This is a genomic window from Flavobacterium sp. CR10 (assembly GCF_055814415.1).
On sequence record NZ_CP185985.1, the window covers coordinates 1,333,935 to 1,355,024 of the forward strand.

22 protein-coding genes are annotated in these 21,090 nt (G+C 31.4%); 10 read left to right on the forward strand and 12 right to left on the reverse strand.

Going from position 1 to position 21,090, the window contains the following annotated elements:
- The first annotated feature begins 18 nt into the window (after window positions 1-18).
- Window positions 19-396 (forward strand): large conductance mechanosensitive channel protein MscL, encoded by a 378-nt coding sequence (mscL, locus tag ACNRYB_RS06085; RefSeq protein WP_111286112.1) that lies wholly within the window; start codon window positions 19-21, stop codon window positions 394-396.
- 175 nt (window positions 397-571) lie between these two features.
- Entirely contained in the window at window positions 572-1,561 is a 990-nt protein-coding gene (locus ACNRYB_RS06090; protein WP_263523968.1) for an aspartate-semialdehyde dehydrogenase, read from the forward strand.
- Between the two features lie 76 nt (window positions 1,562-1,637).
- Here ACNRYB_RS06090 and ACNRYB_RS06095 read toward each other — a convergent pair whose 3' ends face one another.
- From ACNRYB_RS06095 to ACNRYB_RS06110, 4 genes are all read right to left on the reverse strand, one after another.
- Window positions 1,638-2,183, reverse strand: a complete 546-nt coding sequence (locus ACNRYB_RS06095) for a hypothetical protein (protein ID WP_473729527.1) — start codon at window positions 2,181-2,183, stop codon at window positions 1,638-1,640.
- Window positions 2,184-2,192: 9 nt separating this feature from the next.
- Window positions 2,193-2,507, reverse strand: a complete 315-nt coding sequence (locus ACNRYB_RS06100) for a hypothetical protein (RefSeq protein ID WP_473729528.1) — start codon at window positions 2,505-2,507, stop codon at window positions 2,193-2,195.
- Window positions 2,508-2,544: 37 nt separating this feature from the next.
- Window positions 2,545-3,081 (reverse strand): hypothetical protein, encoded by a 537-nt coding sequence (locus ACNRYB_RS06105; protein ID WP_473729529.1) that lies wholly within the window; start codon window positions 3,079-3,081, stop codon window positions 2,545-2,547.
- Window positions 3,082-3,227: 146 nt separating this feature from the next.
- Entirely contained in the window at window positions 3,228-3,620 is a 393-nt protein-coding gene (locus ACNRYB_RS06110) for a hypothetical protein (RefSeq protein ID WP_473729530.1), read from the reverse strand.
- Between the two features lie 244 nt (window positions 3,621-3,864).
- On the opposite strand from ACNRYB_RS06110, the gene ACNRYB_RS06115 reads away from it, so the two are divergent.
- The 5 genes from ACNRYB_RS06115 (at window position 3,865) to ACNRYB_RS06135 (ending at window position 8,228) form a co-directional block, all read left to right on the forward strand.
- Window positions 3,865-4,794 carry a hypothetical protein gene (locus ACNRYB_RS06115; protein ID WP_473729531.1) on the forward strand — a complete coding sequence of 310 codons (930 nt, stop codon included), beginning with the start codon at window positions 3,865-3,867 and terminating at the stop codon, window positions 4,792-4,794.
- Window positions 4,795-4,905: 111 nt separating this feature from the next.
- Complete coding sequence (locus tag ACNRYB_RS06120; protein WP_129746023.1) at window positions 4,906-5,811, forward strand: hypothetical protein; 906 nt, start codon at window positions 4,906-4,908, stop codon at window positions 5,809-5,811.
- Window positions 5,812-5,898: 87 nt separating this feature from the next.
- Window positions 5,899-6,933 carry a hypothetical protein gene (locus ACNRYB_RS06125; RefSeq protein WP_473729532.1) on the forward strand — a complete coding sequence of 345 codons (1,035 nt, stop codon included), beginning with the start codon at window positions 5,899-5,901 and terminating at the stop codon, window positions 6,931-6,933.
- Window positions 6,934-6,964: 31 nt separating this feature from the next.
- Window positions 6,965-7,513, forward strand: a complete 549-nt coding sequence (locus ACNRYB_RS06130; RefSeq protein WP_263523971.1) for a YcxB family protein — start codon at window positions 6,965-6,967, stop codon at window positions 7,511-7,513.
- 31 nt (window positions 7,514-7,544) lie between these two features.
- On the forward strand, window positions 7,545-8,228 hold the full coding sequence (locus ACNRYB_RS06135; RefSeq protein WP_473729533.1) for a DUF6058 family natural product biosynthesis protein: 684 nt from the start codon (window positions 7,545-7,547) through the stop codon (window positions 8,226-8,228).
- 41 nt (window positions 8,229-8,269) lie between these two features.
- Here ACNRYB_RS06135 and ACNRYB_RS06140 read toward each other — a convergent pair whose 3' ends face one another.
- From ACNRYB_RS06140 to ACNRYB_RS06155, 4 genes are all read right to left on the reverse strand, one after another.
- Window positions 8,270-8,587 carry a 2Fe-2S iron-sulfur cluster-binding family protein gene (locus ACNRYB_RS06140; RefSeq protein WP_008466258.1) on the reverse strand — a complete coding sequence of 106 codons (318 nt, stop codon included), beginning with the start codon at window positions 8,585-8,587 and terminating at the stop codon, window positions 8,270-8,272.
- 58 nt (window positions 8,588-8,645) lie between these two features.
- Window positions 8,646-9,125: a hypothetical protein gene (locus tag ACNRYB_RS06145; RefSeq protein ID WP_129746028.1), complete on the reverse strand. Its 480-nt coding sequence runs from the start codon at window positions 9,123-9,125 to the stop codon at window positions 8,646-8,648.
- Window positions 9,126-9,338: 213 nt separating this feature from the next.
- On the reverse strand, window positions 9,339-9,578 hold the full coding sequence (locus ACNRYB_RS06150) for a NifU family protein (protein ID WP_008466263.1): 240 nt from the start codon (window positions 9,576-9,578) through the stop codon (window positions 9,339-9,341).
- Between the two features lie 79 nt (window positions 9,579-9,657).
- Window positions 9,658-10,788 (reverse strand): Mrp/NBP35 family ATP-binding protein, encoded by a 1,131-nt coding sequence (locus ACNRYB_RS06155; RefSeq protein ID WP_129746029.1) that lies wholly within the window; start codon window positions 10,786-10,788, stop codon window positions 9,658-9,660.
- Window positions 10,789-11,208: 420 nt separating this feature from the next.
- On the opposite strand from ACNRYB_RS06155, the gene ACNRYB_RS06160 reads away from it, so the two are divergent.
- Window positions 11,209-12,810, forward strand: coding sequence for a L,D-transpeptidase family protein (locus ACNRYB_RS06160; protein WP_129746030.1), 1,602 nt, complete (start codon window positions 11,209-11,211; stop codon window positions 12,808-12,810).
- A 66-nt stretch (window positions 12,811-12,876) separates the two neighbouring features.
- Here the strand turns inward: ACNRYB_RS06160 and ACNRYB_RS06165 are convergent, their stop codons facing one another.
- From ACNRYB_RS06165 to ACNRYB_RS06175, 3 genes are all read right to left on the reverse strand, one after another.
- Complete coding sequence (locus ACNRYB_RS06165; RefSeq protein ID WP_473729534.1) at window positions 12,877-15,306, reverse strand: ABC transporter permease; 2,430 nt, start codon at window positions 15,304-15,306, stop codon at window positions 12,877-12,879.
- A gap of 131 nt (window positions 15,307-15,437) precedes the next feature.
- Window positions 15,438-16,145 carry an ABC transporter ATP-binding protein gene (locus tag ACNRYB_RS06170; RefSeq protein WP_008466269.1) on the reverse strand — a complete coding sequence of 236 codons (708 nt, stop codon included), beginning with the start codon at window positions 16,143-16,145 and terminating at the stop codon, window positions 15,438-15,440.
- Window positions 16,146-16,232: 87 nt separating this feature from the next.
- Entirely contained in the window at window positions 16,233-17,483 is a 1,251-nt protein-coding gene (locus ACNRYB_RS06175; RefSeq protein WP_129746032.1) for an efflux RND transporter periplasmic adaptor subunit, read from the reverse strand.
- Window positions 17,484-17,643: 160 nt separating this feature from the next.
- Here ACNRYB_RS06175 and ACNRYB_RS06180 point away from each other — a divergent pair, with 160 nt between their 5' ends.
- Both ACNRYB_RS06180 and ACNRYB_RS06185 read left to right on the forward strand, forming a co-directional pair.
- On the forward strand, window positions 17,644-18,996 hold the full coding sequence (locus tag ACNRYB_RS06180) for a sigma-54-dependent transcriptional regulator (protein ID WP_473729535.1): 1,353 nt from the start codon (window positions 17,644-17,646) through the stop codon (window positions 18,994-18,996).
- Between the two features lie 142 nt (window positions 18,997-19,138).
- Entirely contained in the window at window positions 19,139-20,464 is a 1,326-nt protein-coding gene (locus tag ACNRYB_RS06185) for a sensor histidine kinase (RefSeq protein WP_473729536.1), read from the forward strand.
- 177 nt (window positions 20,465-20,641) lie between these two features.
- Here the strand turns inward: ACNRYB_RS06185 and ACNRYB_RS06190 are convergent, their stop codons facing one another.
- Window positions 20,642-20,968 (reverse strand): MGMT family protein, encoded by a 327-nt coding sequence (locus tag ACNRYB_RS06190; RefSeq protein WP_111286436.1) that lies wholly within the window; start codon window positions 20,966-20,968, stop codon window positions 20,642-20,644.
- Between the last annotated feature and the right edge of the window lie 122 nt (window positions 20,969-21,090).

The window sequence follows — 21,090 nt, forward strand, 5'->3', positions numbered from 1 at the left end:
AATATAAACAGATACGATATGGGATTTTTTTCAGAATTTAAGGAATTTGCAATGAAAGGCAACGTGGTTGACCTGGCTGTCGGGGTGATCATTGGAGCTGCTTTTGGTAAAATTGTCAGCTCATTTATTGAAGATGTAATCACGCCATTGCTGTTGAAACCAGCTTTAGATGCTGCACATTTATCGACTATTGAACAATTAACTGCTTTTGGAGGTGTAAAGTACGGAGTATTTATATCCGCAGTAATTAATTTTATAATTGTGGCTTTTGTTTTGTTTCTGATAATTAAGGCTATGAATCACGCGAAAAAGAAAGATGTTGCACCGCCGCCTCCAGCTGGACCAACTCAAGAAGAATTATTGACACAGATTAGAGATTTATTGAAAAATAAATAAAAATATAATACCGCTACACTAAGTCTAATTTAACCGCCTTCTAAAGAGGCGGTTTTTTTACAAAATGTTTATTTTGTAACAATTTGTTATTTTTTGTGAATCGCCTTGTGGAGACTTTTATTATACTTACTTTTGCGTAACAAATTAGATTAATTGATTATTTAAAAATATAAAAATGAGAATTGCAGTTGTAGGCGCTACTGGAATGGTAGGCGAAGTAATGCTTAAAGTTTTAGCAGAAAGAAATTTTCCTGTTACAGAATTAATTCCTGTTGCATCAGAAAGATCAGTTGGAAAAGAAATTGAATACAAAGGAACCAAATATAAAGTAGTAGGATTGCAAACAGCTGTTGATATGAAAGCTGATATTGCTGTTTTCTCTGCTGGAGGAGATACTTCATTAGAATGGGCGCCAAAATTTGCTGCTGCTGGAACAACTGTTATCGACAACTCTTCTGCATGGAGAATGGATCCTACTAAAAAATTGGTAGTTCCAGAAATCAATGCTGATGTTTTGACTAAAGAAGATAAAATTATTGCAAACCCAAACTGTTCTACTATTCAAATGGTAATGACTTTGGCTCCTTTGCATAAAAAATATAACATTAAAAGAATCATTGTTTCTACTTACCAATCTATCACAGGAACTGGTGTTAAAGCGGTAAAACAATTAGAAAACGAATACGCAGGAATTCAAGGTGATATGGCTTACAAATATCCAATTCATAGAAATGCAATTCCACATTGTGATAGTTTTGAAGAAAACGGGTACACTAAAGAAGAAATGAAATTAGTTCGCGAAACTCAAAAAATCTTAGGCGATAATACTATTAGAGTTACGGCTACTGCTGTTCGTGTACCAGTTGTAGGCGGACACAGTGAAGCAGTAAATGTTGAGTTTACAAATGATTTTAATGTAAATGAAGTTCGTGAAATCTTACATAATACTGATGGAGTAGTGGTACAAGATAATTTAGATACATTTACTTACCCAATGCCATTGTATGCGGAAGGTAAAAATGATGTTTTTGTAGGAAGAATTCGTCGTGACGAAAGCCAGCCAAATACATTAAACATGTGGATTGTTGCTGATAACTTAAGAAAAGGAGCGGCAACAAACACAATCCAAATCGCTGAATATTTAATTAAAGCAGGTTTGGTATAATTGAGAGATTAATTAAAATTGTTATAAAGAGAAAACCGTAATTACAGGAATGTAATTACGGTTTTTTTGATTAAAATTATTTGTTTTCAATCAAATCAAGTTCTTGAGCGCAACTTTTTTCAATTTTAAGTATATTTTTCGCTTTTGTAGCGTTATTTATATCGCTAGGCTTTAAATTTTGTGTTTTCATTTTAGTAATGATACAATCAGATAGAGTATCAATATCTTTTGTTTTCAAACCTATCTTGAGGTAGATTTTTGTTAAGTTTAATTTGATAAATACTTCGGATTTAAAATTCCAACTATCTAACTCAGAAGATTTAATATCATTATCTCTATGCCATTGCTGTAAACATTCTTTGCCGATTTTAGTAATTTCTAATACACCTTCTGAGTTTTCGCCGTAAGGTTTTAGACCTCTTGCTTTATATTTTTCTACAATACAGTTCGTTACATAATCAGCGTCCTTTTCTGTTGAATATTTCCAGTTTTTCAGCACGACTTGTTTAACTTGCTCTTTAAAATTTGTTTCAATTTCTGGTGTCCATTCATTTTTTTCTTTACATGAAAATAATGTGAAGACTATAATTAGAATACTTAGATAATTTATAATTTTATTCATTTTTAAAAACTATTTAGAAGTTGCATCATTTGCACAACTTACAGAAATATCAAGAATTTGTTTAGAATACCTCGAGTTTTGCAAATCTTTAGGTTTCAGATTTTGTTCTTTCATTTTGGCAACTGCGCAATCTGCAAAGTTTGAAGCTTGTTTATTTGACATTCCTTTTCGAACAAAATTGTTTTTTAAAGTTGCTTTAAAGTTTTGTTCATTTTCATTACTCCAAGTACTATCCAGATCTATACTTGACTGAGATAAATTTTTGATTTCTGTTTGTTTCGTTTTTTTATCTAAGCAAGAAAATGCAGCTGCTATTAAAAACAAAAAACAAATAGGTTTTAGAAATTTGTGCATTTTAGCGTTATTTCTTTTTAACTAATTCCTGTCGACAAGAAAGACCAATTTTCTGGATTAAATTACCATTTTTAGGATCTTCTAAATCAGCAGGACTTATGTTTTTTTCTTTAAAACTAGTGATAGCGCATTCAGCTAAAAAAGTGGCGTCTTTACTATTTGCTCCACTTTTAATGAAGGTTTCTTTTAAGATAGATTTGAAATGTTCTTCATTTTTATCATTCCAACTATTTTCTTTAGTTGTGCTATTGGTCATCAATTGTTGTGTGCATTCTTTAGTTTTTTCTATTAAGAATGCTGAATTTTCGGGCTTTTCAACATCGTAAGGTTTTATACCTTGTTTTTTTATGCCTTCAACTGTACAATCGGTTATAAAAACAACTTGCTCTTCAGATAGTACACCGTTTGCTTTTTTCAGCATGCTTTCTTTCATGCCTTCTTTAAATTCTTTTTCTACTTCTGACGTCCATTCATTTTTCTTTTTACATGAAAATAATGAAACGGCAATTAATGCAATAGTGATGTAATTTAAAAATTTGTTCATTTTTTATAATTTTATTAATTTTCCTAGATTTGAAATTAGAAATCCGGGCTTTTAATTTTTTTGCAAATGTATTTTGAAGTCTTTTTTAAATTACCAGTAAAAGTCAAATTACTAATACGATAAGATTCTTATTAGAGGTTTTAAAACTATTTTTTCTCGATTTTTTGTGAACAGCTAACCGATATTGATAATAATTTTCCAGCATTTTTAGAATCTCGAACAGCTTTAGGTTTTAGATTTTGTTCTTTCATTTTTGAAATTGAACATTCTGCAAATTTTAAAGCATCTTCGTCTTTAATTCCTTTTTGCGTTAAACTGTTTTTCAATTTTTTCATGAAATAAGCTTCGATTTTTGGATTCCAGTTTTCCCATAAATCTTCTGTAGGAACACTTTCGTTGTCTGTAACTTGATTTTCAGATTTGGTAGGTTTCGCAATTTTTGATTGAGTTTCTTTATCATAGACTGTGTTGTCTTTATTTCCACAAGCGAATATTGTAAATAAAAATAGTAAACTAAAGCAGTATTTTGTCTTATTCATTTTAATTCAAAATTTATTAGACAAAATTAATTTTAGGACTTTTATTTAATGCTCTCTAAAAGATATTAGAATATCATGATAAGACATTTTTAAATTGACTTAATGTGATAGTTTTAAGTCTTATAATGGCTATTTGAATTTTTATGTTGAATTAGTTTTGATGCATTATTCAAAATCTTTGATATGAAGTTTTATATTTCAATTTTTGTTATGTTTTTCAACTTAACCAATTCGCAAAATTTGAGTGGAGTTTGGGAAAGGCGAATTATCTGATTCTAGAGGCAATGTATGGATTGATGATTTTGAAATGCAAATTTTGCAAACAAAATCATCTTTAAACGCTTTGGTTGTATATAAGTATAAAAGTGATGGAGTAATAAAGACAGCCAAAATAATAGCCGTTCAAAGCGATAATTTTGCACATAATTCTGATTGTGGATGTGTTATTATGCCAGGTACAATTTTCGAAAATATAAAGTATTCTTCAAAAGATATACGATTTACAGAAAACAAACATATATGGTGTAATATGTCAGAGAACCATAAGTATTGCAACTACATAAATTATAATCTTAAATGGTCTAAAAAAGGAAATGATGAATTTCTAACAGGTAAGTTTTTTCCAATTACTAATTATCAAAGAATTGAAGGTATTGTTAAACTTAAAAAAATAGGTGCAATTAATTCCTCTCAAAGTTTTTTTATAAAGAGAAACACATTACAGAAGATTCCATCTATAGTAGCTAAGCCACAAATTGTAAAATATGAAAGATCAGATTTGGCATTGCGAAATGTATATCTCCAAGATAAAAAAGAAATTCCGGTTGTTATTAAAACCAGAAAAAATGAAAAATTAAAAACTATTAAAGTCAATAGTAAACAAGTTGAAATAAGTATTTACGATTATGGTCAGATAGATCACGATATTATTTCGGTTTATGTAGATAAAGAGCCAGTCCTTGTAAAAGAAGAGCTTACAAAGAAGCCTTTACTTATAAATCTAGAAATGGATGATTATAACAATTTTCATGAAGTAATCCTAGTCGCAGAAAATTTAGGAGATATTCCGCCAAATACAGCACTTATGAAAATAAAAGCTGGAGAAAAGTATGAAATTAAAATAACCTCAGATGAACAGAAGAATGCTGTGATTAATTTTAAGTATAAAGAATAATAATTGAACGAGTATTAGATTTATGAAATAACTTAATATGTTGTTTTTAAAACTTATAAGGGCTACTTGAGTTTCTTTTTCAATTTAATTTTGAAAATTATTCAATTTATTATGAGGCTTTTATCTATTTCAGTCTGTATTTTTTTCTTCAATATTATATCGGCGCAAAACCTCACTGGTGTTTGGAGAGGAACTATAAAAGATTCACGTGGCAGATCTTTAACAAACTTTTTCGAAATGCAAATTATTCAAAATGATTCTGCTATTGGAGCGGCTTTGAATTTTGATTATCAAGGAGGTTTAAAAGAAAAAATAATAGCATTACAAGATTTTGATGATTTTATTGATGGTGTAAATTGTGATTGTGATTTAATACCAGAATCAAAAGATAATAGCGAACATTTAAGCCGAATACAATTTTCAGAAAACGGTTTTGGATGCAGTCTGAAATGGTATAAAAATAAAGGTAAACAGTATTTATTAGGCAGGACTTTTCGTAAAAATTTCAGTAATTATTATGATTATCAAAATAAATATACTGATGCATATATAAAATTAGAGAAAGTTGATAAAATTATTCCTTCTGAATCTTCTTTAATAAAGGCAAGAATTACTGCAACAGGTATAAAAAAAAGAAAAAAAGAAGTAGAAAAATTGATTATTAATACTTTACTAGATGAAGACTATGAAATGGTGAAAAAAGTAATTGTTAATACGAAGGAAGTAAAATTAAATTTTTCTGATTACAGTAGGGTAGATCGTGATAGAGTTTCAATTTATGTTGATAGAAAACCTGTCTTTCTTAATAAAGAACTTTTGGATGATCCATTTGAAATTGTATTAGAAATGGATAAAACGGTTAATTGTGAGGTAATTTTTGTAACGGAAAATCTTGGTACCGTTCTACCTAATACAGCAGAAATGGATATAAAAGCTGGGAAGTTAAATGAAAAGATCGACTTAACTTCTGAAAGAATAAAGAAAAAAGCAGTATTTATATTTAAGTATGTGGATTAAGAAAGTGTATTCTTGATTGTAAAGTAAATTATTTTTTGAAGAACTAGAAATGTTATAATTATGAATTTTTTTCACACACTTATTCTTATGGTATTATTGTGTATCAGTAGCAATGCACAGAATTTAACAGGTGTCTGGAAAGGTACTATTAATGAGCATACAGTTGAGCGAAAACTTATAACAAATCAGTTTGAGATGCAGATTATTCAAACGGATTTATCGATAAAGGCTTTAGTAACTTACAGCTTGTTCGCTACAGGATGCGATTATGGATCAGAATTGACAAAAAAAAGTATAGCATCTTCTGAATGTAATAGTTTCGATATTTCGGATCAGGAATTTAATTCACTGGAAAAAAAGTTTAGAATAGGTTACAATGATATTAGCGGAGCTATAAAAATTGCAGATTGTAAACAAATTTCCTGTACGATACTAGATAGGGAAAAAGTATGCCTACCAGTTCATTATGTGCTTTATTATAATACGCCATATCACAATAAAAAAGAAAGTATTTCAGGAATTATATTTAAAGGAAAAATGGATGACTTCGATACAACGAGCAACGGTTGCAATGATGGTTATGAAAATATTATGTCTATAAGATTAACAAGAGAAAGTGAGACTCTTACTCCTTCACAATCTTTTTTTATAAACAAAAATTCACTTTCACAAGTTTCAAGTGCATCTGCTCCGTTTTTTTTGAATTTTGAAAAATCTGGAATTGCTTCATTAAGACCCATTTTTATATCAGATAGTAAAGCAGTTCCAATTGACATAAAAACAAGAAAAAACGAGACACTTAAAACTATCAAAGTAAATAGCAAACAAGTTGAAATAAGCATTTACGATTATGGACAGATTGATCACGATATTGTTTCAGTTTATGTAGATAAAGAGCCAGTCCTTGTGAAAGAAGAGCTTACAAAGAAGCCTTTACTTATAAATCTAGAAATGGATGATTATAACAATTTTCATGAAGTAATCCTAGTCGCAGAAAATTTAGGAGATATTCCGCCAAATACATCACTTATGAAAATAAAAGCTGGAGATAAAAAGTATGAAATTAAAATAACCTCAGATGAACAGAAGAATGCTGTTGTATATTTTAAGTATAAAGGATAATAGAAATTTTAGCACAATTTAAATTAAATTCATGGAATTAATATACAGCCTAACAGAAAACGATTATTTACAGCAACAATTATATCTTGCTTCAAAAAGTGAATTCGTCAAGAAACAAAGGAAGAAAACTAAACTACTTATAATTTTATCATTGTTTATGATAGGATTAGGGCTTTATATTAATAAAAATAAATTTGAAGGGTATTGCTTTGGAAGTGCTAGTGTTGTATTTTTTTTCTTTTTCCCATTATATTTTAAAAAAAGGCATCAATTTTTTTTAAAGAAATATGTAAACGAAAATTTTAAAAATAGAATAGGTATTAATATAAAAGTATTATTTAATGAAGAAGTTTTGGATATATTAACAGGGGGAGTAGGAATTTCAAGCGTTAACTTTTCTAATTTCAAAAATATAAGCGAAATCAAAGATTATTTTTTCATTGCTTTCAAAACGGGTGAAAGTTTAATGATTCCAAAAGATAAAATAGAAGATGCTGAAAAATTGCGAAATAAACTAAAATCAATTGCTGAAAACTTGAAAATTGATTTTATATCAGAGTTAGATTGGAAATGGAAATAAAACCCTAATTTCATCAAACAAAAAATTAAAAATGGATCAAAATCTAAAATACATCGTAGAAAATTATATAGTGTTTGAAGAAGTAACTAAAATGGCAAATATCTCTTCAGACAAGCTGAATGAATTAATTGAAAATAAACTTGTTCCCGAGCCTTCTTATGTTATAAATTCAGATATTACAATCAGTTCTTCCTTAAGTGATACTCATAAAGTTAGTATTGAAAGGAGGTATTTTCACCCAAGTGTTTTACAGCTTATTGAAAATAATGCCCAGAATATAAATCCTGAAAAATTCAAATCTGAATTTATAGAAAATTTACTGTCAAATCTGAAAAATCATGCTTACAAAGCCTTTGCATACGGAAATGTTTTTGATGGAAATGATAACATCGACAATGAAAAAATAGAAAATGCATTAGAAGAAGAATGGAATTATTTTTTGAAAGGCGTCTACGGAATATGTACTTTAAATAATAATGAAGAAGCAATTATCGATAAAGAAATAGCAATAAAAAGAATTTTAAATTTCATAGAAAAGAAATCTAATTTTTTAACAAACGATGAAAAAATAGAATTACAAGAGCTTAATGAAGAATTCAACAAATCAACAAGTTTGTTTGCGCCCTATCAACGTGAAACAAGCAGTAGAGGTAAATATTTAGATAAATTATTAAAAGAGTTTTCTTTGGATAATTTGATTAAAGAATATTCATAAATAGAAAAAGCGAGAACCAAAAATTCTCGCTTTTCTATTATTTAGTATTCTGGTGCCAATTCTAATTCCAAGCCTTCTAAGTCTTCAGTAATTGGAATCTGGCAGCCTAAACGACTATTAGATTTTACATAAAATGCTTCCGAAAGCATGGCTTCTTCATCGTCACCCATTTCTGGTAATGCAACATCATTTAGAACATAACACTGGCAAGAAGCGCACATTGCCATTCCTCCGCAGGTTCCTTCAACAGGAAGTTCGTATGCTTTGCATAACTCCATTATATTCATTGCCATATCAGTTGGAGCTTGTAGCTCATGTACAACTCCTTCACGATCTTTAATCTTTATTAATACATCCATTTTAATTATTGGAATTTTGTGTAGAATTTGAAAAACGTGTTCAAATTCTCTATTAATTTTAACTTTTCTCTTTTAAGCTAAAAGCATATTCTTTTCTACTATTGTCTTTAATGCGCATTTTTACGCCAATAATGTTGCCTCCTTTTTCTAGTATTGTTACTAGAGAGATGACAGAATAGTAATCTTTGTCAGATTGGAATATTAAGGTCCCTTCATAAGTAGAGTTTAAAATTCCTTGTTTATCAGTTTGCGCACTAAGTTTTCTCGGATGCGAAAAATCGGCTGAGCTATATGTTGCTTTATTTGAGAATTTTGCCTTTCCATCACAAAGGTCATATAGGAAATCATAATTTCCAATTCTTAAAGCACCTTCTTCAGTTTTTCCATTTGTAGAAAAAATGATTTGGCCTGAATACTGGAAATCTGACCATTCTTCTGATTCATTTACCCAAGCTTTATCAGCAAAAAGTGTTTGGCCCTGTTGTGCATTTACAGCGCTTACAAAAAATAATAAAAAAAGAGCGTAAAAGTTTCTCATAGTTTAAGATTTAAGGGTTATGCTGACAAATTTAAGTTAAAAATGTAACAATTCCTTAACAGAAACTCTTAAAACTTTGTATTGTTTTTTGTGAATGTGGCAAAAAGTATCCTTTTTTCGGTGTTATTTTATTATTTCTTTAATTAAATAACAAAACACTTACTATTCTTGTTAAACTATGATGCTTTAATTTTGAGGAAAAACTACGATTTGTTACATTACATTTACCACAGTTTCTATTTGTGGCGCATATTTTTTTATAGTGGTTTCAACACCTGCTTTCAGTGTCATTTGATTAACACTGCAGCTAATGCAAGCTCCTTCCAAACGAACTTTAACATGTTTGTCGTCTTCAATAGAGATTAATGAAATATCTCCACCGTCCGATTTTAAGAATGGTCTTATCTCGTCTAAGGCCAATAAAACATTGCTTGTTATTTCTTCTGTTGTCATAATATTAATGTGTCAATTAGAAAATGTGCCAATTAGAAAATTCTTTAAAATTAGCTAATTATCTCATTATCTCAATTATCTAATTCTTTTTAACTGCAGAACAGCCTGCCATTGTTGTAATCTTGATAGCTTCTGTTGCAGGCAAGCTTTCGTTTCTGTTTACTGTTTCTTGTACAACATTTCTAGTAATTCCTTCGAACACTTTTTCTATTGGAGAGGCGGTCTGCAATGCTGCAGGACGACCGTAATCTCCTGCTTCGCGAATAGATTGTACAATAGGAACTTCTCCTAAAAATGGAACGCCTAAATCTTCAGCAAGGTTTTTAGCACCTTCTTGTCCAAAGATGTAATATTTGTTTTCTGGCAATTCTTCTGGTGTAAAATATGCCATATTTTCAATAATTCCTAAAACTGGAACGTTGATGTTGTCTTGCATAAACATAGCTACTCCTTTTTTAGCATCTGCAAGTGCAACTGCTTGTGGAGTACTTACTACAACAGCTCCTGTAATTGGAAGCGATTGCATTATAGAAAGGTGGATATCACCAGTTCCAGGAGGCAAATCAAGAAGCATAAAATCTAATTCTCCCCAATCTGCATCAAAAATCATTTGGTTTAATGCTTTTGCGGCCATTGGCCCTCTCCAGATTACAGCTTGGCTTGGCGCCGTAAAAAATCCGATTGAAAGCATTTTGATTTCATAGCTTTCAATAGGTTTCATTTTTGATTTTCCGTCAACTGTTACAGAAATTGGTTTTTCGTTCTCAACATCAAACATAATTGGCATTGAAGGACCATAAATATCAGCATCTAAAACACCAACCTTAAAGCCCATTTTTGCAAGTGTAACAGCTAAGTTTGCAGTTACAGTAGATTTTCCTACTCCTCCTTTGCCAGAAGCAACTGCAATAATATTTTTGATTCCAGGAATAGCACGGCCTTTAATTTCCGGTTTTTCTGGAGCTTCAACTTTAATGTTTACTTTTACTTTCGCGTCAGGTGATATTAAATCGTGGATTGTTTTTCTAATATCATCTTCTGCTCTTTTTTTGATGTGCATAGCAGGTGTATGCAATACAAGGTCTACAACAGCTTCGTCTCCAAACGTGATCACATTGGTTACGGCACCGCTTTCAACCATATTTTTTCCTTCTCCAGCAATAGTGATAGTCTCTAAAGCTTTTAGAATTTCTTTTCTATCTAGTTTCATTGTAATGGGCTATTTTTTTATTCTCCAAAATCAATCTTATAAGATTATATTTATTTAAACTGATTTCAGGGTGCAAAGATAACAGATTAAGTTCGGAAATTAAGCGTTTTTGAATTGTAATTATTGATATTGAGATTATTCAAAATTATTTAAAAGTATTTTGTATTGAAAATCATAATCAAGAATGATTCATCGATTTAATGTTGGGAGAAAAGTATTTCCAATTTAAACGAATATTTTTTGCGTAAGTTTTTCTTCCAATTAAATAAAATTCTCACAAAACTTCGCTATATTTGATAGCCCAAATCGATGATTGCCAGACATGAAAAAAATATGTGAAGACTAAGGTTTTTGAGTAATTTATTGGGTTTTCGGTATTTTTTTTAAAAGTTGTTTCTACCAATTTAAAACTTTAAAAATATGCGAAATTTTACTTTTTCTTTAATTATTATTACAGTCAGTTTTTTTGCATTTTCATTTAATTCATTATCTAACAATGCCAAAAGCAGAGCTGACTTAACAAATCGAAAAACTGTTTCGATTATTACTATCGATGCAGCATCAATTAATGCCTTTTTTAAAAAATATCCTAAGCTTAAAAAGTATCAGAAAGATGTTGAGGATATTTATAAAACCAAACAGTATAAATCTATTTGGTATGATGATAAAAGCATTACCGAATTTGGATCATTATTGTATCAGAAAGTAAATGTTCTGAAAGATCAAGGAATTGAAGATAAAATGCCTTACAAAGAACAGATAGATGAGGCTTTTAATGAAAGTACTTCCAATAAACCATCGCAGCTGGACACCGAATTACTGCTAACTAGTATGTACGTATTTTATGCAAGCAATGTGTATTCTGGAGTTGATCCTGCAACATTAAAAAAAATAGGATGGTACTTGCCTGCAAAATCTATTTCGTATGCTCACATTCTGGATTCATTGATGGTTGATACAGATCGATTAGATAAAGATGATAATCTTTTATTCAGCCAATATTACAAACTGAAAGATGCATTGAAAAAATATCGTAAAATCGAAACCGATAATCTTTGGCAGAAAATTACAATTGACAGTGCTAATTTTAAGGATTTAAGACCAGATGACACAGCTATTGCCATAAAACAAATTAGAAATCGCTTATATGTAGTAGGAGATCTAAAACGAGATTCTGGAAGTGATATTTATGATGAAGAATTAATGGCGGGAGTTTTGAATTATAAAAAAAGATATAATTTAAAAATTAATTATGCCCTAACGAGAGATATTATCAACCAAATGAATGAGCCAATCGGTAAAAGAATCAGAACCATTATGTTGAATATGGAAAGATGCAGATGGATTCCTACCAAATTGGCCAAAGCTGAAGAGTATGTTATGGTTAATATTCCATCATTTAGACTGTTTTATGTTAAGGACGGAAAGTATGATCTCGTTTCGGATATTTTTGTTGGCAACAGGCTTAGTGAAACAGTAATTTTTAGCGGAAATATGGATCGGATTGTGTTTAGTCCATATTGGTACGTGCCAACAAGTATTATTCAAAATGAATTAAAACTCCAGATCGCAAATGATAAAAATTATTTGGCAGATCATAATATGGAATGGAATGGTGGGAAAGTACGACAAAAACCAGGACCAAAAAATTCTCTGGGATTAGTAAAATTTATGTTCCCAAACCCGAATGATATTTATATGCATGATACGCCTGCAAAAAGCTTATTTGAATTTGAAAAACGTACTTTTAGCCACGGTTGCATAAATGTAAAAGAAGCCAAACAGCTTGCATTGCATATTTTGAAAGACGATCCTGATTGGCCAGTAGATAAAATTGAAAGCGCTATGAGCGGCGAAAAAGAAACAACCTGTATGCTCAAACGTAAAATTCCGGTTTATATAGGTTATTTTACGTGCTGGGTTCAGGACAATGGAGAAGTAAATTTTTTCCCAGACGTATATGATCGAGATCAGAGTTTAGACAAGCTGATTTATAATGATGCTGTAACAATGAGGGATTAAACATAAAAGCCCGACGGATTTTACTGAAATCTGTCGGGCTTCTTTAAAAAAAAATGGTCTACAAGCTTATTCGTATTTTAAATATTTTAATACATCGATTTTGGTGACCTGAAACGCTTTTGTTAAAACAATTATTAAAGTTAAGAGCAAAAGAGAAATCAAGGCGATTAGGAACGGAATTGATGATATTCCAATTCTAAAAGCGAAATCTTCAAGCCATTTCTGTAATAATATATAAGCAGGAACAATTCCGATTCCAAATCCTATTAAACAGAAAACAATATATTGTTTCGATAATTCTTTTAGGAGTATATCTGTTTCGGCTCCCAATGTTTTTCGAATGGCGATTTCTTTCAGTCTTCTCTCCATCGAAAATGATGCCAAAGCAAACAATCCAAATATAGCAATTATAATCACAACTAAATTTAGAATAAAAAATAGATTTTTTTGTTTTATTTGTTCTTGATATGTTTTTGCAAATCCTTTATTAACAAATTCATATTCAAATGGATAGTCTGGGTTTACATTTTTCTCCCAATACAATTTCAAATTTTCTAACGTTTCTGTTAAATTATTTGGAGATACCTTTATAAGTACATTATTAAAATTATTCCACTTTAAAGTTTTAAGATTAATAAAAACCATTGGCGGAATTTTATTTTGCAATCCAGTTAGATTGAAATCTTTCACAACTCCAACAATCTTAAATTTTAAATTATCGCTGCCGTTTATGCTCCATCCAGAAGTTATAACTGTATTAATCGGGTCTTTCAGGTTAAGAGCTTTAACCAGCGTTTCGTTCATAAGCATACTACTTATAGTATCTGAAGCAAATTGAGGAGATAAATCTCGTCCTTTGACTATTTTTATTTTCATCAAGTCAAGGAAACCAAAATCCATTTCGATGTTTTTTGGCTGTACAAAAATGCCATTATGTTTAAATCCTGAACTTGAACCGCTTGTTGTTCCGAAAACCCCTGCAAACGTAGAAATGTCTACAACGCCAGGAATTTTTTTAATTTCTTGTTTGGCGACTAAATATTCATCAGTTCTTTTGTTTCTGTCTAAAGTGTAGTAAGGAACCGAAAGCACCTGATCACCGCTAAAGCCCAAATCTTTCTCCATCATATACTTCACTTGAGAATTTACAATTAGTGCTCCAATGATAAAGAAGGCAGCGATTCCGAATTGAAAAATAAGCATCGAATTACGAATCCAAATACCACTTTTGCTTCTTGAGAAATTCCCTTTCAAAACTTTTAAAGTTTCGAAATTTGCAATATAAATGGCAGGGAAAATACCCGCAAAAATGATTACTAATCCAAATATTAAAATAAGCTGCAGGTAAAACTCACTGCCATTCATGGTCAGTGTTTTGTTCAAGAAATTATTGTAGTAAGGCAAGGAAAGCTCCACAATTGCTAAAGCAAATAAAATAGCCAGCGTAACAATTATAGCAGTTTCAAAAATAAACTGAGTAATAATCTGGTTTTTTGTAGCGCCCACAATTTTGCGTACACCGACTTCTTTTGCACGCTTTATTGCCGATGCTGTTGCCAAATTGATGTAGTTTACCAATGATAAAACTAGAATCAAAATAGATAAACCGCTCATGATATAAAGCAGTTTTAGATTGCCAACTCCTTCAGGATAATTTTGTCCGGCAGAACTTTTGGTTCCGTACAGACGAGATGTTTTTAATTGATCTAAAATGACTTTTACTTCGCCATTTTCTTTTACATACTGCTCAACTGTCATCCCACTTTCTTTGGCATCTTTTACTGTTCTGTTTACAAAATAAACATTCTGCATTTTCTTTAAAACAGAGGCGACAGCAGCATCTTTTTTGATTTTAATTAATAAACCATAATTAAAATTTCCCCATTGATTTAAGTCGTTTTCTCTTTTTACGCCACTAAAAACATAAGAAGGTTCTATAGATGAAGGCTTAATAATGCGGTAAACCGATTTTATAGTATAATTTTTATTGCCGTAAGAGATAGATTTGCCAATAGGATCTTCGTTTTTAAAAAGTAGTTTGGCTTGTTCGTCAGAGATAGCAACGCTATTTTTTTCTTTTAAAATATTGGTTTTTGCACCTTTTACAATTTCAAAAGGAAAAAAATCGAAGAAATTTTCATCACTCATAGTGATGTCTTTAGTCATCAGTTTTTGATCTTGATATTTAATGATATCTTGATCGTACCAAGTGTGAAAAAAACAGATGTTTTCAATTTCGGGAATTGTGGCTTTACAAGTTTCTCCAAACGGAATAGAGTTAGAGCCCCAAGTGTCTCCAGAACTTATTCTGTTGAGAACCATATACGTATTCTCTTTTCCAGGATTCCATTGGTCGTAAGAATGTTCGTTATTCCAATATAAAATCGCAAAAATAACAGAAGCGATCCCGATGCTTAATCCGAGCACATTTAAAAGCGAAAACAGTTTGCTTTGCTTTAAATGATATATAAATATTTTAAACCAGTTAAAAATCATTTTGATGTATATTTTTTATAGTTGATATGGCTGTTTTGGTAAACCTTTCGGTTTATATCATAGTAAATATTTTGCACACTAGTTCTACCAGAACCACAAGTGCAGTAACAATAATTTTAATCATCACTTTATTATTTAGCGTCCATAAAAACATCAACATTTCGTTGATTTAACTTTTCAGAAAATATAACTCCGTCTTTCATATGAATGGTTCTCTGCGAAAAAGAAGCGTCATAATCAGAGTGGGTAACCATCAAAATGGTAGCGCCTTTAGCGTGTAGATCGGTTAAAAGTTCCATTACCTCATTACCGTTTTTACTGTCTAAGTTTCCTGTTGGCTCATCGGCCAAAATAATTTTCGGATCGTTTACCAAAGCTCTTGCAACCGCAACTCTCTGCTGCTGACCTCCAGAAAGCTGTTGCGGGAAATGTTTTAAACGATGAGAGATATTTAATTTTTCAGCAATAGCTTCAATTTTTTGTTTTCTTTCAGAAGCTTTTACATTATTGTAAAGCAAAGGCAATTCGATATTATCATAAACAGAAAGCTCATCGATTAGGTTGAAATTCTGAAAAATGAAACCAATGTTTTCTTTTCTCACCTGCGCTCTTCCTTTTTCTTTAAGCCCGATCATTTCTTGATCTAGTAATTTGTAGCTTCCGCCGCTAGCGCCGTCAAGAAGACCGATTATATTTAATAAAGTCGATTTTCCACATCCCGAAGGCCCCATGATAGTTAAAAAATCTCCTTTTTTTATTTCTAAATTGATACCGCTCAAAGCAGCAGTTTCTATTTCTTCTGTTCTAAAAACTTTGGTTAAATTCTGAATTGTGATCATAATTTTTAAGGTTTTGAAATGTTATTAAAATCGTTTTTTGATTGATGATTGATCTTTTATAATTGTAAATTGTAAAACTGAGACTATCTACTGCGACTGCGACTCAAGAGAAAGCTCTTCGATGTCTTTGTAATCGGTATAAGAAGAAGTGACTACAGATTCGCCTTCTTTTAAGCCTTCTAAAACTTCGTAATAAGAAGGATTTTCGCGTCCTAATTTGATGTTTCTTCTCACGGCTTTGTTTCCGTTTACTACAAAAATCCATTTTCCGGCTGCTTCCTGATTAAAAGCACCTCTCGGGATCACTAAAGTTTTATTCTTTTCAGATAAAATCAATTTTACCCCAAAGCTAAGTCCATCCTGAAGCACAATATTTTCTTTAGAAACGAAAGCCAACTCTACAGTAAAACGTCCGCCTTTAACCTCAGGAATCACTTTAGTCACGATGACTTCAAGATTTTTGCCTTTAAATTCTACTTGTCCTTTTAATCCTTCTCTAAGTTTTTCCAGATAAAATTCATCTACTTCAGCAGTCAATTTGTATCCTTTATTAGAGTCTATTTTTCCGATGCTCGCACCTGCCTGAAAAGTTTTTCCTAAAACAGGTTCAAAAGAAGTCAATCGTCCTGTTTCTGGTGCTGTGATTAAAAAGTTCTTTTTGTTATTTCTAAGAATATCCAAACTTTTTTCCATAGTCTGGATCGAACGGTTTATTTGAGAAATTTGAACCTGATTGCTTTGTTTCTCTTTTTGAATGCTCTGCTGAATTGTTCTTTTACGTTCTTCCTGAAAACGAAGGCTTTCCTTAAAGGTGTTCCAGTCATTTTTAGAAATTACATCTTTCTCGTACAGCTTTGCATTCATATCGTACAATCTTTTGGCATCGTTGTAATCATGTTCAATTAAAACTAAATCTTTATTTAAGTTTAATTCCTGATTTCTGATGTTTAATTTCCCCGTATTCAAATTGTTGATTTGTTCAATAATAGCAGTTTCCTGAGTCAGATAATTCAATTCTGTGTTCGGATTGTACAAACGAGCTAGCGATTGCCCTTTGGTAACCATTGCGCCATTTTCTACAAAAATCTCTTTTACAGAACCGCCTTCGGTAACGTTTACCAGCATCACATTCAAAGGTTCTACTTTTGCTTGAAAAACTACGAAATCTTCAAAAAAGGCTTTTTCTGCTTTTTGAATTACCAATTCGTCTGCTTTTACATTTAAAGTTCTTTTAGTGTTAAAAGCAAAAACCGAGATGGTAAGCAAAACTAAAAAAACAGCAATTGCTATTGCGAAATATCTAAATTTTTTATTTTTACGAGGAATTATCGTGTCCATTTTATAATTTATTTTACTGATAATCAATAGGTAAATACTGTGCCATAAAATTTATTATTTGTAAAGTGTTGATTTTAAAGAAGCTTTAAAAAGCGCTTCAAAAAAGCAGTGTCCGATAATGAACAGTTGACCGTTCGGAAGCGGACAGAAAAAAGACCACATGAGAAAAAAACTAGCCCAAATATTAGTTGTCGACGATCAGGAAGAAATTCTTTTTTCTGCAAAAATGATTCTTAAAAAGCATTTCGAAACCATTTTTACAACCAATAGTCCCAAAAAAATCATTTCAATTTTAAGCGAAAATGAAATAAATGTGGTTTTGCTGGATATGAATTACCGAATTGGTTTTGAAGACGGGCGCGAAGGAATTCATTGGCTGAAAGAAATCAAAGAGCTTTCTCCACAAACTATTGTGATTTTAATGACCGCTTTTGGTAAAATAGAAACTGCTGTAGAAGGGATTAAAATTGGTGCTTTTGATTATGTTCTAAAGCCTTGGAACAACGAAAAACTATTAGAAGTTATTGATAAGGCTGTTGCCGAAAGCAGAAAAAACAGTAAAAAAACAACTTCAGAAAAATTAGAAAAGACCGAGAAAAAATATTTTGTCGGGACTTCGGCAAAAATAAAACAAGCGTATTCTATTGCTGAAAAAGTAGCCCGAACAGATGCCAATGTTTTGATTCTCGGCGAAAACGGAACAGGAAAGTATGTTTTTGCAGAATATATTCATCAGCATTCTGAAAGAAGAAACCAGCCTTTTGTGCACGTAGATTTGGGTTCGTTAAGTGATAATCTATTCGAAAGCGAACTTTTCGGTTATGCCAAAGGAGCTTTTACCGATGCTAAAGTTGATACTCCGGGACGTTTTGAAAATGCCTCAAACGGAACTATTTTTTTAGATGAAATCGGAAATATTCCGCTGCATCTTCAAGCTAAATTATTACATGTTTTACAAACCAAAACCGTAACACGTTTGGGAGAAAGTAAACCAAGACCGCTAAATGTTCGCGTAATAGCGGCTACAAATAGCGATATTAAAACTGAGGTAAAAAATAAAACGTTTCGTGAAGATTTGCTGTATCGAATTAATACAATGGAAATCAATCTCCCGTCTCTTCGCGAAAGAAAAGATGATATTGTGCCAATGGCAAATTTTATTCTAGAACAGATTGCCGAAAAATACAATCAGGAAAACTGGCGTTTTGAGGATAATGCGGCATCATATCTTGAAAAATATCCGTGGAAAGGAAACGTCCGCGAAATGGAAAATAAAATCGAACGCGCTTTGATTTTAGCTGAAAACAATACGATTTCTGTAATGGATTTGGATATTTTGGACTTTGAAGAGATTCAGGAAAATGATGAAAATCCATTATCAGAAATGGAAAAAGGCGCAATCGAAAAAGCATTGTTCAAACACAACGGGAACATCAGTAAAACTGCAGAAGAATTAGGATTGTCGCGCGCTGCACTTTATAGAAGGATTGAAAAATACGATTTAAAAAATTAAAGAAAATGTAGCGTCCAGCTTTAGCTGGATGTTATTTTGAGATAAGATTGGGGCTTTAGCCAAACTTACGCGTTTTGGCTAAAGCCTATTTCTGTAAATAATGTATCTCTCCAGCTAAAGCTGGAGGCAATTCAAAAAAATAATGAAGAATTGGAAGTTTTATAATGCCTTGTTTCTGAGAGTCGTGTTTGTCATGGTACTCTTCCTTGCCAGCGCATTATTGTTTTATAAAGGATTTCGATTCAATGGTATTTTGGCTGGAGTTTTCGTTTTGATTTTCCTTTTCGAAATGTATTTTTTCGTCAAAAATCAGTTGCTGTTTTATGATAAAACGATAAACTCAATTCTTCATGATGACTTTTCTGCCCATTTTCCAGAAGAGCATAAAAGAGATAATTTCAATAGTCTGTATCTGTTGTACGATACGCTAAAAAACCAGAGACAAGAACAGACTTCAAAAGAATTAATCTACCGTTCGATTTTGAACAGTATAGATACAGCAGCCTTAATTTTAGAGAAAGAAAACGATTCTTGGTCTGTTTTTATAATGAATGACTGTTTTTCAAAGCTCTTCAAAGTGCCAAAAGTAAGCCATTGGCAATATCTTAAAAACTATATTCCGAGTTTATGCAATGAAATTGAAAAGGTTGGTTTTACAGAACTTAAGACTGCCATTTCTATCAAAATTGAAGATCAAGACCTTCAGACTTTTATGCTTCAGACTTCGCATACTCAAACGTATAACAAAGAGTATTTTATCATTTTACTGGATAGCATTCAGCGTGTGATCGAGAAAAAAGAAAAAGAGGCGTGGATTAATTTAATGAAGATTATTTCACATGAATTAATGAATTCGCTAACGCCTATTCGTGCGCTTTCGCAGAATCTACTTCATATTGTTGATCAGGAAGAGTTAGAAGAAGATGATTTTGAAGACATCAAAAGCAGCATTTCGACCATCATAAATAGGAGCGATCATTTGCAGTTTTTTGTGGAGAATTATCGAAAACTAGCGATGCTACCAACACCAAATAAACAAATGACTCCCATCAATGCCTTGTTTGAAGATTGTTTGCGAATTATGAGTCCGATTTTGAAAGACGAAGGAATCGAATTGATAAATGAAATTCATAGTTCACGTTCGATTTTGATTGATAAAAATCAGATGGAGCAAGTGATTATTAATTTGATTACCAATAGTATTCATGCATTAAAAGAAAAAGAAGAAAAGAAACTGATAATTTCGAGTTATACTGAAAACAATCGCTTTTTTATTGTGATTGCAGATAATGGAAAAGGAGTAGATGCTGAGATTCGAGATAAAGTTTTTCTTCCGTTTTTTACCACTAGAAAAGATGGAGCGGGAATTGGATTAACGCTTTCTAAGAACATTATAGAAGCACATGGAGGTTATCTAAGCTATCAAACGGATGAAGATAAAACGAGTTTCGTGATTTGCTTGATTTAAAAAATGAACCATATAAGTGATATAAGTTCATTTAAACATTGTGTTTATATCGCTCGCAAAGACGCGAAGTCGCAAAGAAAATTTAAAATAAGCTTTGCGACTTCGCGTCTTTGCGAGATTAAATGACAACGTAAATCTTTAAATGAACTTATATCACTTATATGGTGAAAATGATTCTTACGATTCAACTTCCGGTTTCCAGAAATGTTTTTCAAAATCTACAATCTGATTGTTGACTACCTTGATTCCTTCATTTTCTAAAAGTTGCTGCATTAAATTGGTTCCGTCAAAATGATGTTTGCCTGTTAGAAGTCCTTTTTGGTTTACAACTCTATGCGCAGGAACATCGTCCATATTATGGCAAGCATTCATTGCCCAGCCGACCATTCGTGCAGAACGAGCTGTGCCTAATGCCTTTGCAATAGCGCCATAAGAAGTAACTTTTCCAAACGGAATTTGTCTGGCGATTACATAAACTCTTTCGAAAAAATTCTCTTCTGCCATGATTATTTTGCCACAGATTAAAAGGATTATAAGGATTTTAAAATTACTATTTATCTACTAAAATCTGCAAAATCTGCGTGAAAAATTATTTACCACAAAGTAAAAAAATCATTTTAATTTTT

Bases quoted from the DNA above. Each gene is read 5' to 3' on its own strand.
- mscL (WP_111286112.1), top strand. From the start codon at position 19: ATGGGATTTTTTTCAGAATTTAAGGAATTTGCAATGAAAGGCAACGTG.
- ACNRYB_RS06090 (WP_263523968.1), top strand. From the start codon at position 572: ATGAGAATTGCAGTTGTAGGCGCTACTGGAATGGTAGGCGAAGTAATG.
- ACNRYB_RS06095 (WP_473729527.1), bottom strand. From the start codon at position 2,183: ATGAATAAAATTATAAATTATCTAAGTATTCTAATTATAGTCTTCACA.
- ACNRYB_RS06105 (WP_473729529.1), bottom strand. From the start codon at position 3,081: ATGAACAAATTTTTAAATTACATCACTATTGCATTAATTGCCGTTTCA.
- ACNRYB_RS06110 (WP_473729530.1), bottom strand. From the start codon at position 3,620: ATGAATAAGACAAAATACTGCTTTAGTTTACTATTTTTATTTACAATA.
- ACNRYB_RS06120 (WP_129746023.1), top strand. From the start codon at position 4,906: ATGAGGCTTTTATCTATTTCAGTCTGTATTTTTTTCTTCAATATTATA.
- ACNRYB_RS06125 (WP_473729532.1), top strand. From the start codon at position 5,899: ATGGTATTATTGTGTATCAGTAGCAATGCACAGAATTTAACAGGTGTC.
- ACNRYB_RS06130 (WP_263523971.1), top strand. From the start codon at position 6,965: ATGGAATTAATATACAGCCTAACAGAAAACGATTATTTACAGCAACAA.
- ACNRYB_RS06135 (WP_473729533.1), top strand. From the start codon at position 7,545: ATGGATCAAAATCTAAAATACATCGTAGAAAATTATATAGTGTTTGAA.
- ACNRYB_RS06140 (WP_008466258.1), bottom strand. From the start codon at position 8,587: ATGGATGTATTAATAAAGATTAAAGATCGTGAAGGAGTTGTACATGAG.
- ACNRYB_RS06145 (WP_129746028.1), bottom strand. From the start codon at position 9,125: ATGAGAAACTTTTACGCTCTTTTTTTATTATTTTTTGTAAGCGCTGTA.
- ACNRYB_RS06150 (WP_008466263.1), bottom strand. From the start codon at position 9,578: ATGACAACAGAAGAAATAACAAGCAATGTTTTATTGGCCTTAGACGAG.
- ACNRYB_RS06155 (WP_129746029.1), bottom strand. From the start codon at position 10,788: ATGAAACTAGATAGAAAAGAAATTCTAAAAGCTTTAGAGACTATCACT.
- ACNRYB_RS06160 (WP_129746030.1), top strand. From the start codon at position 11,209: ATGCGAAATTTTACTTTTTCTTTAATTATTATTACAGTCAGTTTTTTT.
- ACNRYB_RS06165 (WP_473729534.1), bottom strand. From the start codon at position 15,306: ATGATTTTTAACTGGTTTAAAATATTTATATATCATTTAAAGCAAAGC.
- ACNRYB_RS06170 (WP_008466269.1), bottom strand. From the start codon at position 16,145: ATGATCACAATTCAGAATTTAACCAAAGTTTTTAGAACAGAAGAAATA.
- ACNRYB_RS06175 (WP_129746032.1), bottom strand. From the start codon at position 17,483: ATGGACACGATAATTCCTCGTAAAAATAAAAAATTTAGATATTTCGCA.
- ACNRYB_RS06180 (WP_473729535.1), top strand. From the start codon at position 17,644: ATGAGAAAAAAACTAGCCCAAATATTAGTTGTCGACGATCAGGAAGAA.
- ACNRYB_RS06185 (WP_473729536.1), top strand. From the start codon at position 19,139: ATGAAGAATTGGAAGTTTTATAATGCCTTGTTTCTGAGAGTCGTGTTT.
- ACNRYB_RS06190 (WP_111286436.1), bottom strand. From the start codon at position 20,968: ATGGCAGAAGAGAATTTTTTCGAAAGAGTTTATGTAATCGCCAGACAA.